At 36.2% G+C, this 15,010-nt stretch carries 13 protein-coding genes; all 13 read left to right on the forward strand.

What is annotated here, in order from left to right:
* Nucleotides 1–205 precede the first annotated feature (205 nt).
* The 13 genes from AC0YOD_RS12450 to AC0YOD_RS12510 all read left to right on the forward strand — a co-directional run bounded on the left by AC0YOD_RS12450 (nucleotide 206) and on the right by AC0YOD_RS12510 (nucleotide 14,928).
* Entirely contained in the window at nucleotides 206–991 is a 786-nt protein-coding gene (locus AC0YOD_RS12450) for a tyrosine-protein phosphatase (protein WP_475799619.1), read from the forward strand.
* A 398-nt stretch (nucleotides 992–1,389) separates the two neighbouring features.
* A complete protein-coding gene (locus tag AC0YOD_RS12455) occupies nucleotides 1,390–3,459 on the forward strand; it encodes an S-layer homology domain-containing protein (protein WP_475799620.1) in 2,070 nt (689 codons plus the stop codon).
* Nucleotides 3,460–3,618: 159 nt separating this feature from the next.
* The gene (locus AC0YOD_RS12460; RefSeq protein ID WP_475799621.1) at nucleotides 3,619–4,386 is read left to right on the forward strand and encodes a YveK family protein; all 768 of its coding nucleotides are present in this window, start codon (nucleotides 3,619–3,621) and stop codon (nucleotides 4,384–4,386) included.
* The gene (locus AC0YOD_RS12465; RefSeq protein ID WP_475799622.1) at nucleotides 4,367–5,059 is read left to right on the forward strand and encodes a CpsD/CapB family tyrosine-protein kinase; all 693 of its coding nucleotides are present in this window, start codon (nucleotides 4,367–4,369) and stop codon (nucleotides 5,057–5,059) included. The genes AC0YOD_RS12460 and AC0YOD_RS12465 overlap by 20 nt, the downstream gene beginning before the upstream one ends.
* Before the next feature lie 47 nt (nucleotides 5,060–5,106).
* Nucleotides 5,107–6,930, forward strand: a complete 1,824-nt coding sequence (locus AC0YOD_RS12470) for a polysaccharide biosynthesis protein (RefSeq protein ID WP_475799623.1) — start codon at nucleotides 5,107–5,109, stop codon at nucleotides 6,928–6,930.
* Nucleotides 6,931–6,966: 36 nt separating this feature from the next.
* Nucleotides 6,967–7,566 carry a hypothetical protein gene (locus tag AC0YOD_RS12475; protein WP_475799624.1) on the forward strand — a complete coding sequence of 200 codons (600 nt, stop codon included), beginning with the start codon at nucleotides 6,967–6,969 and terminating at the stop codon, nucleotides 7,564–7,566.
* A gap of 45 nt (nucleotides 7,567–7,611) precedes the next feature.
* Entirely contained in the window at nucleotides 7,612–8,496 is an 885-nt protein-coding gene (gene galU, locus AC0YOD_RS12480) for a UTP--glucose-1-phosphate uridylyltransferase GalU (protein ID WP_475799625.1), read from the forward strand.
* A 51-nt stretch (nucleotides 8,497–8,547) separates the two neighbouring features.
* Complete coding sequence (gene tuaD / locus AC0YOD_RS12485) at nucleotides 8,548–9,930, forward strand: UDP-glucose 6-dehydrogenase TuaD (protein ID WP_475799626.1); 1,383 nt, start codon at nucleotides 8,548–8,550, stop codon at nucleotides 9,928–9,930.
* Between the two features lie 8 nt (nucleotides 9,931–9,938).
* Nucleotides 9,939–10,568 carry a sugar transferase gene (locus AC0YOD_RS12490; protein WP_475799983.1) on the forward strand — a complete coding sequence of 210 codons (630 nt, stop codon included), beginning with the start codon at nucleotides 9,939–9,941 and terminating at the stop codon, nucleotides 10,566–10,568.
* Between the two features lie 28 nt (nucleotides 10,569–10,596).
* Nucleotides 10,597–11,706, forward strand: coding sequence for a glycosyltransferase family 4 protein (locus tag AC0YOD_RS12495; protein WP_475799627.1), 1,110 nt, complete (start codon nucleotides 10,597–10,599; stop codon nucleotides 11,704–11,706).
* A 70-nt stretch (nucleotides 11,707–11,776) separates the two neighbouring features.
* Nucleotides 11,777–12,349 carry an acyltransferase gene (locus AC0YOD_RS12500; RefSeq protein ID WP_475799628.1) on the forward strand — a complete coding sequence of 191 codons (573 nt, stop codon included), beginning with the start codon at nucleotides 11,777–11,779 and terminating at the stop codon, nucleotides 12,347–12,349.
* 80 nt (nucleotides 12,350–12,429) lie between these two features.
* Nucleotides 12,430–13,569, forward strand: coding sequence for a glycosyltransferase family 4 protein (locus tag AC0YOD_RS12505; protein ID WP_475799629.1), 1,140 nt, complete (start codon nucleotides 12,430–12,432; stop codon nucleotides 13,567–13,569).
* Nucleotides 13,570–13,620: 51 nt separating this feature from the next.
* The gene (locus AC0YOD_RS12510) at nucleotides 13,621–14,928 is read left to right on the forward strand and encodes an O-antigen polymerase (RefSeq protein WP_475799630.1); all 1,308 of its coding nucleotides are present in this window, start codon (nucleotides 13,621–13,623) and stop codon (nucleotides 14,926–14,928) included.
* Nucleotides 14,929–15,010: the final 82 nt, after the last annotated feature.

A 15,010-nucleotide genomic window follows, 5' to 3' on the forward strand; every position in this document is an offset into this window, starting at 1 on the left:
GGATTCTATAAAAAAAGTGATCGATAAATTTCTATAATGATCGTCCGCCTTTAGATGAAATAAAGTATCTAAAGGTGTGGCGATAAATAGAACTTGTCGGAATGTAGCGAGAAATGCTGTTTGTTGTTCTTCTGTGTGATAGAATATGGTGAAACTTGCCTTTTGGGGTGGTTTTGAATAATTCTACAGGGAAGTGAACGACAGTATGATAGACATCCACACACATATCTTGCCCGGTTTGGACGATGGTGCGGGGGATTGGAATGATACTTTGAACATGGCCAGAGCGGCTGAGTCAGAGGGGATAACAACCATCATTGCAACTCCGCATCATGCCAATGGAACTTATATCAATTTTGCCGATGACGTCACAGAGCACACTCGGTCTATTAACGAACGGTTAATGGAGGCGGGTGTGTCTGTGACTATTCGCGCGGGACAAGAGATTCGTGTTCATGATGATCTGCTAGATGCTTGGAATAGGAAGGAATTACTTACATTAGGTGATTCTAATTATGTATTGATAGAAATGCCATCCTCACGTATCCCGAAAACGATGATGGAGCTTATACATGAGCTAAAGATATTAAACCTCAAACCTATTATTGCTCATCCTGAACGAAATGCAGAGGTCGTGCAGCATCCCGAGAGACTAGCGGAGCTGGTTGAAGCTGGAGCATTCGCACAGGTAACCTCTCATTCCCTATTAGGCGGCTTTGGCAAACGGATCGAGCAATCAGCTTGGTCGTTGCTTAAAAGCGGTCATATCCACCTTGTATCCTCTGACGCGCATCACATTGAGAAACGCGGTTTTCGGCTTCTTGATTCCTATGAGCTTATTGGAGCTCGAATGGGAGCGGAGTGGGTCGAATATTTGCAAAGCAACGCTGCTCACATCATCAACAATACACGATTCGATATACAACCCGCTTTACAAACTTCATCCAAAGGCGCAGTGCGCCGTATTCTTTCCCTTTTCAGCAAAAAATAAATAATAAAAACTATATACCAAATAAGGGTATATAAGTAAATATAAGTATTAGAATGAGATATAGTAACAAGGAATGTAACTTTTACATTTGTTGCTATATTCTCATTTGCAATGAGTCTAGTGAATTATTTTCAAAAAAATAGTTTACTTTTATGTAAAATCAAGGATATACTAAAGAAAGTAATTTAGGTCTATAATACCGCAGCCTTCTAACCGATATACATATAGATATTCTCTATACGAGATCTATAATCAAAAAGTTACATATTTTGATATATTTCTCCTACATTATTCCCCATTGTAAAATAGGGGACCAATTCTATTGTTTAACAAAGTGGCAGTACTAGACATCGTTTTTCATTGCGATGCAAACTATTAATCATAGGGGTGGATGGTCAGTGACTTTAAGGAAAAAATTAGCGATGACTACAATCGCGGCTAGCGTAGCAGTAACCGCATTTGCAGGAATCCCACTTAGCAACAAAGGTCTAGCAGAAAAGCTCGGGGTTAGTAATGTAGCTTATGCAGCCCTTTCTGAATCACATGCGTCTTATTTGGAGAAGGCAAGAAAGTTTTATGCCGCACTTGAACAAGTGTCTAATGGTGTAGCTGATGTAAATGCATTTAGAGCACAAGTAGCTGCAGTACTTAATAATCCTAGTAATTCTGCAATACTTGACCCAATCGTACAAGTATTGCCGGCTGACAAACAAGCAGAATTCAAAGATATGCTCAAATCTGTTGTAAGCATCTCAGTTGGATCAGATTGGGAACAACAGTTGAAAGATTCCCGTGATCAATATGGTGATTTCTTGAAATCATTGGTTCCTGCTGGTCAAGAACTAACTATTGATGACATTGCTGAAGTTGTATTTGAATTAGAAGCGAAAGTAGCAGCACTTTCCTATAACGTTCTTGATTTAACTAGTGCACAAGTTCAAAAACTAGTTAAAGACGCTGTAGCGGTTAATGCTAATGTTGTGGCTTTCGAAGCTTTCTATGATGTTGAAAGACATGATTTCGTTGCGGTTTATGAAGCAATTGTTGCTGACGCAACGATTACTAAAGCAGCTGCATTGAAAGCTTTCATCGCTTTGGAAGCAGCATATAAAATTGCAAATCCATCAGGTGGAAATAACGGCGGCGGTGTTGTCGGTGGCGGTTCTGAAACTGTTGTATTGCCTTCATCCGTTTCGAATTTGCTAGATAGCCTTAAGGCTGCGCTTGAAAAAGCGACAGATGCTGAGAAAGCTGCAATCATCGAGAAGTTTGTGAAGGATGCTCAAGCACTTATTAATACACTTTCAGTCATTAATGCTTCTAGCTACCTGACGGTTGTTGATGGACAAGCTGTACTGAAGCTTAATGATTCATCCGTATTGTCTGTTATTGCTGGTATCTCTGAGCTTTCAAAGAAAGTGAAAGAAGTTGCACCGAAAGCTGAGCTTACGGGCTTAGGTCTAACATTCAACTTGGGTGCTATTACGCAAAATGCTTTTGTTCTCAATCTTTCAGATGCTGTTGTTAAAGCAGGCGCATCTGCAAACCTTACTGGCTCCAAATTTATCGTTGATAAATTTGAAGTAACGCTTCCATTTGGCGGAACGTTCTCATCTGCGCTTTCGTTGACAGCTAAGACAAGTGCAGCTACTGAGGCTATTGTAGGCGCATTGAAATCTGCTTCTTCTGTATATGATTTCACGCTTACAGTTGGTGGAACCGCAACGACTACTTTCTCCAAACCGATTGTAGTTAGCATTCCGCTAGGCAACCTAGATGGACTTGATAAAGAGCTTCTATCTGTTGCGAAAATCGTTAATGGCAAGCTTGAATTCCACGGCGGCCGTGTAAAAGGCAGCTCCATTATTGAACCGCGTGATACTTTCTCTTCTTATGTTGTTGTAGAGAATAAAGTATCGTTTACTGATATCGCTTCTGTTAACGCTTGGGCGGGTCGCGAAATTGAAGTGATCGCAGCAAAAGGAGCAATTGAAGGCAAATCTGCTGGCAAATTTGCACCGAAAGATAACGTAACTCGCGCTGAGTTTGCGAAAATGCTTGTTCGCGGTTTAGATCTTGATAATGGATCTGCAACAGAAAACTTTGATGATGTGAAAGCTGGTGATTGGTTTGCTCCTTATGTAGCAGCTGCAGCAGACCTTGGTATCATCAATGGACGTTCAGCTTCCAAATTCGACCCTAATGCAACGATTACTCGTGCTGAAATGGCTACAATGATCGCTCGCGCACTCAAATTAACAACAGGTGCGAAAGACGTTGCGGATCAAGCAGCTGCACTTAAAGGATTTGCTGATGCAGCTAAAATCAACCCATCACTTACTGCTGGAGTAGCATTTGCAGCAAGCGAAGGAATCGTTATTGGTTCGAACGGTAAGTTCTTGCCTAATGGCAAAGCGACTCGTGCCGAAGCAGCTGTTATCATCTACCGTGCTGTTAACTTCGAATAATACAATATAAATAGCAATAGTCTTCCTCTCATGCAGATGGGAGGAAGATTTTTTGCGAAAATAACCAAAAAAATTTCACAATATTGGATATAAAGGATGAGATATTATAATTCGGAATGATGATTAGTATTTTGTTCAAGATCTAATGGAGGGTATTCCGTGTCAAACGAACTAGACTTACGACAGTACATGACGATCATTAGAAAAAGACTAGCTCTAATCGTATTATTTGTATTCCTTTGTTCAGCGTTAGCAGCCGTCTATAGTATCTTTCTGAAAAGCCCTGTGTATGAAGCATCTACTAAAATAATTGTTAATCAGACCGCATCACAGGTAACGACAGGGCAGCTAGATCTGAATCAGATTAACTCCAATATTAGAATGATTGAAACATATAAAGAGATTATTAAGACACCTGCTATTTTAGCTAAAGTGGTTGAGCAATATCCTGAGCTTGGACTAACGATTGATGTCCTATCGAGTAAAATCCAGGTAAGTTCGGTTAATAATACGCAGGTTATGACACTTGTTGTACAAGATATAGACTACCGTAAGGCTGCTGAAATGGTTAATGCTGTGTCAAAAGTATTCCAAGTGGAAATCCAAAATATATTCAAGGTTGAGAATGTATCTATTCTGAATCAAGCTGTTCTAGATGCTCAACCAAATCCCGTGTCGCCAAACATACCGCTTAATATCGCGATTGCCTTTGTTGTATCACTTATGTTGGCTGTTGGAGTAGCGTTTTTGCTTGAATATCTAGACGATACGATAAAGACTGAGGCAGATGTCTTGCAGTATTTGGGTCAACCAACGCTGGCCATGATTTCCAGAATGAATCTTGATGATGCGGATGCCAGCCAAACAAGCAAGAATAAACAAACATATAAGGCAGGTGAGCTAGACCGTGTCTCGATCGAAAAATAAACGTCAGATCATAACGTTAACAAACCCTAAATCACCTATATCAGAATCATATCGTGCTTTAAGGACGAATATAGATTTCTCCTCTATTGATGAGAAGCTTCAGGTATTAATGGTCTCTTCAGCGGGACCGGGTGAGGGTAAGTCAACCACGATTACGAATCTAGCCGTTACATTCGCACAATCCGATCGGAAGGTTCTGTTGATTGATGCCGATCTTCGTAAGCCGACCGCTCATCATACCTTCTCTATCTCTAATCGTATGGGTTTATCATCGGTTATATCGCAGCAATGCACTCTTGAGGAAGCGATTCAAGGGACGGATATACCTAGCTTAGATGTCATGACTTCAGGCGCTATACCGCCAAACCCAGCAGAAATGATGGGTTCAAGGAAAATGTCAGCACTTATTGAACAACTAAGAGAAATGTATGACATCGTCCTAATCGACACACCTCCATTATTAGCAGTAACCGATGCACAAATTGTAGCGACTAAGAGCGATGGCGTTATTCTTGTTGTTGATCAAGGAAGAGTGAAACGTGATATTGCGGCAAAAGCGGTTAAGAATTTAGAGAATGTTAATGCGCGTATTTTGGGCGTTGTCCTCAATAATGTAAAACGTAAGGCGAATGAAGAAGCCTATTATTATTATTATGGTGTACAAGAGAAATAGAGAGGTATTGAATCGTAGAAAGCAGTTGTAGTGGAGGGAGAAGCATAGTGAGTAATAGAAACCGAATGCTAGTCATACTGGTGGTAGATGTAGTCATAATATGGGCGGCCATAGCAATATCTTATCTATTTCGTTTTAACGGAAATATCCCTCCATTCTACGAGTCGCAAATGTTAGTTTTTTCATTAATATCGACACTAATATGTGGAGTTAGTCTTTATTATTTCCGTATGTACAAACAGATGTGGCAGTATGCAAGCATTGGGGAAATCATCGATCTTGTCAAAGCCATTCTATTGGGAATGCTCTTATCCTATTTTGTAACCTATTTAGCCTATGGGACAAGGGTTCCGATTTCCATTACTTCTCGTACTGTGGAGCTGATGCTGCTCTTTATGGGTGGATCACGTTTCACTTGGAGACTAATCCGAGTAAACAGAACCAAAAAGGCTGATTTAATAAATAATGTATTAGTGATAGGCGCTGGAGATTGTGGTGCGTTAATAGTTAAAGAAATGATGACGAGTAATAAGTTTAAGGGGAATCATATTATAGGCTTTATTGATGATGATCCTCAAAAACGCAATATGCAGGTAATTGGCTTACGAGTACTTGGTAATCGAACCAACATTGATGAGATCGTACGAGAACAGTTCATTCAGGATATTATTATCGCGATGCCATCTGCAAAGAAGACGGATATATCGGATATTATAAATATTTGTAAGCTTACTGGCGCGAAAGTAAAGATCATACCATCCATTAATGACTTCATAACAGGACGGTTGGCGGTACAAAGATTAAGAGATGTTGAGGTCGAAGATTTGTTGGGACGAGATCCCGTTTTAACAGACATGGCTGGTATTACTGACTACGTGTCAGGCAAAGTAGTACTTGTAACGGGTGCTGGAGGCTCGATTGGCTCAGAGCTATCACGTCAAATCGCTTCATTTCAACCGTCTAGGCTTTTACTGCTCGGTCATGGAGAGAACAGCATTTATACGATTGAGATGGAACTTAGAAAGAAATTTCCTGAAGTGAAAATTGAAACCATTATTGCAGATATTCAAGATCGCAACCGAATGGATGATGTTTTCAATAGCTTTAGACCGCAAGTTGTCTTCCATGCTGCCGCGCATAAACACGTGCCGCTTATGGAGCGTAATCCTTCTGAAGCTGTCAAAAACAATGTATTTGGAACAAGAAATGTTGCTGATTGTGCTGACAAATACAAGTCCGAACGGTTTGTTATGATCTCTTCAGATAAGGCAGTTAATCCTTCCAGTATTATGGGAGCAACGAAGAGGCTTGCAGAGATGTATATACAGAGCATTAATACGATAAGCACGACTCAATTTGTTGCTGTTAGATTCGGCAATGTTCTTGGTAGCCGAGGCAGCGTTATTCCTAGATTCAAGGAGCAGATTGCTGCGGGTGGTCCAGTAACAGTAACTCATCCCGATATGGTCAGATATTTTATGACAATTCCGGAAGCTGTGCAGCTTGTCATTCAAGCCGGTGCCTTCGCCAAAGGTGGAGAAGTTTTTATTCTTGATATGGGTAAACCAGTCCGTATATTGGATTTAGCCAAGGACTTAATAAGATTATCGGGTTATGAACCAGGAACTGAAATTGATATTCAATATAGCGGTATGCGTGAAGGTGAGAAGCTATTTGAAGAGTTATTGACAGATGAAGAATCACTATCCTCAACTCAGCATGAGAGAATTTTTGTAGGTAAACCAATGATGATTAATCGCTTAGAGCTCGAGCTTCAGTTCAAGCAAATAGAGAAAGTGTTAGGAGAGAGCCGCGGCTCCATCAAGGATGTTATTGAGCGCTTAGTCCCTTTCTATTCACATGTGTCCTAACAACAGATAATGAGAGCGGAGGAAATTAATATGCGTATGAAGAAATGGAAAAAGGTGTTAATCTGGGTTGCTTCTATAGTTGTTATTCTAGGAATCGGGGGCTTATTTGCAGCAAACTATGCTGTGGATAAGCTCATTTCTACATTGGCAGCAGATTTAGAGAATGATTTATTGGTTGAGGATGTATTAAATGAAACGAATAATCCGGATAAACCGACTGACCAAGGTACTGAAGAAAGCACATCTCCAGATGGAGAAAAGGCAAATGGAACGGACGAAACTGATAAAGCAAATAACTCTACAGATAAATCTACAAATAAAACAGATAATGACAAGCAAACCGATGGATACAGTGCTGAAGTATCCGTAGATAAAGCGAAGGATTTACAAGAGAAGATAACCGTTGGAGAGAAAGCTCAAGTTACGGGCGTTTTATTGAAAGAACTGAGCATGTCTGATATTAAAGAACTTCAAGCCCTTGCTAAAGGTGGATTGAGTGTTGAGGAAAAGAAGGAAGCACGCAGCATTATTCTCGATAAGCTATCTGCTGAACAATATGATGAATTGATTCAAGTGGCTAAGAAGTATGGAATGAGTCAAGGTAAGTCGTATAATGATGTGAAGAAAGAAAAATAAATTTAGAAAATACACATAATAACAGATTATATAGGAGGATTCTACGTGAAAGTTCGTAAGGCTATCATACCAGCAGCTGGGTTAGGGACTAGATTTTTGCCGGCTACAAAGGCTATGCCCAAAGAGATGCTGCCTATCGTTGATAAACCAACAATTCAATATATAGTAGAAGAAGCCATAGAATCAGGAATTGAAGATATAATTATTGTTACGGGGAAAGGTAAAAGAGCGATTGAGGATCACTTCGATAATTCTTTTGAGCTTGAACAAAGCTTGCTGGATAAAGGGAAATTTGAGCTATTAAGTGAGGTCCAAAAATCATCCAAAATGGTGGATATTCATTATATCCGACAAAAGGAAGCAAAAGGTTTGGGTCATGCCATATGGTGTGCTAGAAAATTCATTGGAAATGAACCATTCGCAGTATTATTGGGCGATGACATAGTACAGGCGGATAAACCTTGCTTAAAGCAGTTGATTGAGCAATATGATCGTTACAAATCATCGATTATTGGTGTACAAAGTGTTAAAGAAGATGAAGTTTATCGATATGGGATTGTAGATGGGAAGGAAATTCATGATCGTCTATTTAGTATTCATAATTTAGTGGAAAAACCAAAGAAAGATGACGCTCCCTCCAATATTGCTATTATGGGACGCTACATTTTGAATCCGAGAATATTTGAAATATTGGAAAACCAAACACCAGGATCTGGTGGAGAAATTCAACTAACGGATGCGATTGCGGAATTAAACCGAACCGAAGCCGTCTATGCATATGATTTTGTTGGAACTAGATATGATGTAGGAGAGAAATTGGGTTTTATTAAGACTCAGCTTGAGTTTGCATTACAACGTGAGGATTTACGAGATGAGCTTATGGAATATCTTAAACAGTTGGCTCAAAAAGATTTAATAGTCCAACGTTAATAAGGAGTCTTTTCCTTAAAATAGTGAAGTAAGTGATGGAGGTCACCGTCAATGAAGAAAATAACTGTTATAGGAACGGGATATGTAGGACTAGTCTCGGGAACTTGTTTCTCTCATATAGGAAACGATGTAATATGCTGCGATATTGATCAACAAAAAATTAACAATTTAAAAAATGGAATTATACCTATTTATGAGCCGGGTTTGGAAGAAATGGTTAAGGAAAATGTTGAGGCAGGGCGATTGGCATTCTCAACAGATATTCCTGCTGCTATTAAGACGGCAGATATTATCTATATTGCGGTCGGGACCCCTATGTCTATTACGGGAGAAGCAGATTTGCGTTATGTAACTTCAGTTGCTCAAACCATTGGTATTAATCTTAATACATATAAAGTAATTGTAAACAAAAGTACTGTGCCGGTAGGTACAGGAAGATTAGTAGAGAGAATTATTAAAGAAAATTTACAAAACAAATTTATTACGTTTGATGTCGTCTCTAATCCTGAGTTTTTGAAGGAAGGCTCAGCAATTGAGGATTGTATGAATATGGAGCGAGCTGTTATTGGGGCTACCAGTGAACGGGCTGCAAAGCTTATTGAAGAACTTCATGAGCCGTTTGATACAAAAATCCTCATAACTGATCTAGAAAGTGCAGAGATGATTAAATATGCATCGAATACGTTTCTAGCTGCGAAAATTTCATTTATAAATTCAATTGCGAATATTTGTGAAAGGGTAGGAGCTAATGTAACAGAAGTAGCGGCTGGTATGGGGCTGGATTCCAGAATTGGTTCTAAATTTCTTCAGGCAGGTATTGGTTATGGCGGATCTTGTTTTCCTAAAGATACTCATGCACTTGTTCATATCGCTGAAAGTGCAGGTTATGATTTTCAACTTATGAAATCAGTAATAGAAACAAATGAACAGCAGCGCGTTATAGTTATACAAAAAATTAAAGAGTTAGTTGGAGATGTTAAAGGAAAGACTATTGGTATCCTCGGACTAGCATTCAAACCGAACACAGATGATATGCGTGATGCTCCCTCTCTTTCTATTATTCCAAAGCTACTGCAACAGGGAGCTAAGATTAAAGCATATGATCCGATAGCTACGAAAGAAGCTAAGATCCATTTTGGTGATAAAATTAAATATGAGAATGATCCATATGAAGCGGTAATGAATTGTGATATTTGTCTAATACTAACCGAATGGGAACAAATTAAGTCTATGGATCTGGGTCAGATCAAACGCCTACTGAAGCAGCCTATTATTGTTGATGGCAGGAATTGCTTTGATCCAGTAACTATGCAAGCGAACGGTTTTACGTATTCATCTATTGGAAGGCCTAATGTAGTAGTAGGCAATATAGATACAGATGAGCCGAATAATGATCTGAAAGATTTAGGATATAGCTTTGAGGTAGGTGTATAAGAAGGATGATTTATTCAAAATTGAAGCGAATAGCTGATTTTCTCATATCAATCATTGGTTTAATTATTTTATCACCTATCTTCTTTACTTTAATTGTAGCAATTAAGATTGACTCAAAGGGCCCTGTATTATTTAAACAAAAAAGAGTAGGAATAAATACAACATATTTTTATATTCTAAAGTTTCGGACTATGAGAATAGACACCCCTAAGGATACACCGACACATCTACTTTCCAACTCTGATCATTATATTACCCGAGTTGGCAGATTTCTTAGAAAGACTTCACTAGATGAGATCCCTCAAATATTGAATATATTAATAGGCCAAATGTCGATTATTGGTCCAAGACCTGCTCTCTGGAACCAATATGATCTGATCGCAGAGAGAGAGAAATATGGTGCTAATAATATAATCCCGGGACTTACAGGATGGGCTCAAATTAATGGTCGAGATGAATTAAGTATTTATGACAAAGCAAAACTTGATGGTGAATATGCGAAAAAAATTGGAATAATTATGGATATTAAGTGTTTTTTTGGAACTATAGTTAGTGTTCTTAAAAGTGATGGTGTTGTAGAAGGTAGGACAAAAGAACCGGATAAAGAAAAGTCTACCCTGGCAACAACATTAGATTAAATAAAGAATAGTTAAGAGGCTAATAATTATGAAACTAGAAAATAAAGTGAAGAAGATTTTAATATTATCAAATCATTTTATTACTGTTTTTGCTTTTAGAAAAGAATTAATAACTAAACTTTTAGAAGAAGGCTATGATGTACATATATCATTACCAAAATCTGATGAAAATAAGTACTTTAGTGATCTGGGATGCAAAATTATAGAAACAAATATCGACCGTAGAGGGATTAATCCTTTTAGAGATTTAGGATTAATTCTTAGTTATATTAAATTAATGAAGCATCTAAAACCTGACATAATCTTTTCTTACACGGTTAAACCTAATATTTATGGTTGTATTGCATCAAATATTACGAAAAATGTTCAGATTAGTAATATAACAGGAACAGGTGCGACTTTCATGAATAAGAGCCCTGTCAGCATAATTGCAAAAATGTTGTACAAATTATCCATAAAAAGATCATATAAAGTATTTTTTCAAAATGATGGAGATATGAGCTTTTTTTTAGAGAACAAAATGATAGGAGCTAACTATGCACTGCTTCCTGGATCTGGAGTGAATTTAAGACAGTTTACTGTGCGTGATCTTCCATCTGAAGATACTGTGAATTTTATATTCATAGGAAGAGTGATGAAACTAAAGGGAATAGACCAATATCTTGAATGTGCTAAAGAAATTAAGAGAAAATATAAAAATACAATCTTTTACATTGCTGGATTTATAGAAGAAAGTATTTATGAAGAGATTATAGAAGATTATCATAAACAAGGATTAATTAATTATATAGGGTTTCAAAAAGACATTAAGACTTGGGTTGAAAAGTGTCATTGCACAATTCTTCCTTCCCATGGAGGAGAAGGAGTACCAAATGTGCTTTTAGAATCGGCAGCAATGGGAAGAATCTGCATCGCTTCCGCTATTAATGGTTCAAAAGATGTTGTGATTGAGGGAGAGACAGGTTATTTATTTGAGACAGGTAGTAGTCTTGATTTAATTAAAAAAGTTGAGAAGCTCTTGAGATTAGATTATGAAGAAAAAAAAAATATGGGTTTAGCTGGTCGTACTAAGGTTGAGAAGGAATTTAATAGAGAGATTATAATAAACAATTATATTAATGAAATTGAGAAGGTATGAATGTAGTAACGCTAAAAAGCAAGATGATTAATTCTATAGTGTTATAACAGAAGAAAGGTGAACTAGTTGTATGGAAAGAGGAAGAGTAAAGTTTAGTAGATATAAGTCAATTATAAATCTAATAGTAAGGTTATATTCTTTCTTACCTAGAAGATTAAGAGTTATGCTATTTGAACATTATCGTAAGACAAAGGGTAGGAAAGGACTATTAATACGTTACGTATTATTAAAATCTATCGCGAAGCAACTTGGTGATAATGTTTCGATTGCACCTGATGTATATATATTCAATGTTGAAAATCTAACTATTGGTAGTAATGTAAGTATTCATCCAATGTGTTATATCGAAGCAAGAGGTGGTATAAATATTGGAGATGATGTGTCTATTGCTCACGCAGTTACCTTGTTATCGGAAAATCATAATTATTCAGATATAAGTGTTCCAATTAAAGACCAGGGTATGATTTATAAAGAAATGAATATAAAATCAAACGTTTGGATTGGAGCCAAAGCATCAATACTAGCAGGAGTAACTGTGGAACATGGTTCAATTATCGCCACAGGGGCCGTTGTAACAAAAAAAGTTGAGGAAAACTCTATTGTTGGTGGTATACCGGCAAAATTAATAAAGTATAGGGAATAATGAGTAATGTTACTTAAGAGCAAATTCAAGGAAAGGAAATAGCGTTTTGGATTACCTCTAAAAAGCTTACGGTAAGTATTATGAAATTGTTATTTGTTCATGATCATAAGTTTAGATCTATTAATGGAAAAATTTATTCAACAGGTGGACTTTCTGAGGAAGCGTTGATGAGATATACGAGTGTATTCGGAAAAACTACTGTAATTGCTAGAGTAATTACAGAAGAAAGTGCAAAAGATAAGTATTCTGAAATTAAAAATAATAATATTGAAATTATAAATGGACTTACACTAAGTAGTGATGGCTTTCTTCGTGAAGTAGCGGATGCAGATTGTATTATATCGAGAATGCCTAGTTTTTATGGACTAAAGGTTATTAAACTTGCAAAAAAGTTAAAAAAACCATTTTTAATAGAGTTGGTGGCCTGCCCGTGGGATTCTTTGTGGAATCATAGTTATAAGGGCAAAGTAATTGCCCCCTATATGACATTAGCTACTAAAGTGAATATCAAAAGTGCATCACATGTATTGTATGTTACGAATAATTTTCTGCAAGATAGATATCCAACTAATGGTGTAAATATAAACTGCTCCAACGTTGCTCTCACTGAATTTGATGAATCAGTATTAGAAAGTAGAATGAAAAAGATAATAAATAGTGAAAATAAAATTATTATTGGTACGACTGCTGCAATAGACGTGAAATTTAAAGGACAAGAGTATGTAATTGAAGCGCTAGGAAAACTTAAGAAACAAGGTTATTCAAATTACGAGTATCAACTTGTTGGTGCTGGAGACAAACGTTATTTGAATTCAATTGCTGAAAAATTTGATGTAAGCAATCAAGTGAAATTTTTAGGCTCAATGCCTCATAGTAAAGTTTTTAAATGGTTGGAAACCATTGATATTTATGCTCAACCAAGTCGTCAAGAGGGATTACCTCGTGCTTTAATTGAAGCTATGAGCCGAGGGTTACCAGCAATTGGTGCAAAGACAGGTGGAATTCCTGAACTTTTAGAAGACAGATATATATTTAGTAATAAGAGAAGTAATATTAGTGAAATTTGCAAAATAATTTCTGATTTTAATATAAAGGATATGCTTTCTCAAGCTCAAAGGAATTATAATGAATCAAAATATTATGATAAGGATATTATTGAAGATCGGCGACGGGGGTTTTTTAAAGAATTTATTTTAAGTTTTGAAGATGCTTCAGAATAAAATGAGTTATAAGTTACATAACTCCTTTAAGGAAGAAAGGGGGGAGATTAATTGAATCAAAGTATTTTAATCAAATATGCACAACTACTATTTTTGATAAGTTTGACTGGAATAATGCTCTGGATTAGCTCTTCAAGCAATATTGATGCTCATATATTAGCGATGATATTTCTATGTATAGGTGCAGTGATAATATCTGGTTTTAATTTGCTACATCCCTATTTTTGGTTTTCTACTATATTTACTTTGTACTCAGTTAGTTATCCTATATTGTATAAATTTAATGTTGTTACTCAGTTTGGATATAGCAAGGAATTAATGATACTACAATGGCTTGCATTGGTAGTATTTCTATGTGTGGTTTCACCTAAGCAGGCGGAACAAATTGAAATATTAAACGTAACAAGAACATCAATACTAAATAAATTCACAGTTAATTTATTATGCTTGCTAGTAATTTCTTCGTCAATTTTTATATCACAAAGTGGTTATAGTAATAAAAGAGAAATTTACTCTGATAATAACATTTTACTAATAACATCTTTTAGCTTAGCTGTAATATTGACAATCATATATATGTACCAATTAATTAATAATACAATTAATTCTGGTAAAATAGATAAGAGATTAATAGTCAAAGTAGCAATTTCGCTTATAATGATTACTCTATTTTCTGGAGAAAGAGATATTTTATTTAGATTTTTAGTTGTAACTGTATTAGTGCTTTATGCATTTAAAAAGATTAAAAACATTCATTTATTACTATTAATACCTGTAGTTGTTATTGGATTGCCAATGACTCATATTTACAAGTATTATTTCCTAACTGGAGCTACAAGCCAATCCAATATATTTAATTTCAATACAATATTCTTTGAATTCTTAGATGGTGAGTTTATTTCAGCCTCAAAAAACCTACAAATATTATTAAATAGTAGCGAATATACCAAAGGGTTATTTGGAGGGTATACTATAATAAATGATTTTATTAGAATCTTTGTATCAACAGGGTTCTCAAATGGAAAGTGGTATAATGATACTTTTTTTCCTAGTTCAACAACGACACAATATGGATTTACTCTTGTTGGACAAGGTTATATCAACTGGGGCTATAGCGGTGTAATAATATTATTTATAATAGTTGCTCTCTTTATAAAAATATTATATTCACTCTCGAAAAAAAATAAATACTACTTTGTAATATATTTGTATACTATACCGTTGTATATGTACGCAATTAGAGCTGATTTAGCAAATATATTTTCTCCTTTCTTAAAACATTTATTATTAAGTATGGTTTTTGTGTATCTCTTGGAACGCATCCTATATCGTGAAAAGACTATTGAACATAAAACTTAGCATTTTTTATCTTTATATATTTTGTAATGTTAAAAAGTGAAATCCCAAAATCAAAACAAGTATATTTTAAAACAGGGACATT

The organism is Paenibacillus sp. J31P13, from assembly GCF_056269295.1.

Bases quoted from the DNA above. Each gene is read 5' to 3' on its own strand.
- AC0YOD_RS12475 (WP_475799624.1), top strand. From the start codon at position 6,967: ATGAAGAAATGGAAAAAGGTGTTAATCTGGGTTGCTTCTATAGTTGTT.
- AC0YOD_RS12450 (WP_475799619.1), top strand. From the start codon at position 206: ATGATAGACATCCACACACATATCTTGCCCGGTTTGGACGATGGTGCG.
- AC0YOD_RS12500 (WP_475799628.1), top strand. From the start codon at position 11,777: ATGGAAAGAGGAAGAGTAAAGTTTAGTAGATATAAGTCAATTATAAAT.
- AC0YOD_RS12495 (WP_475799627.1), top strand. From the start codon at position 10,597: ATGAAACTAGAAAATAAAGTGAAGAAGATTTTAATATTATCAAATCAT.
- tuaD (WP_475799626.1), top strand. From the start codon at position 8,548: ATGAAGAAAATAACTGTTATAGGAACGGGATATGTAGGACTAGTCTCG.
- AC0YOD_RS12505 (WP_475799629.1), top strand. From the start codon at position 12,430: ATGAAATTGTTATTTGTTCATGATCATAAGTTTAGATCTATTAATGGA.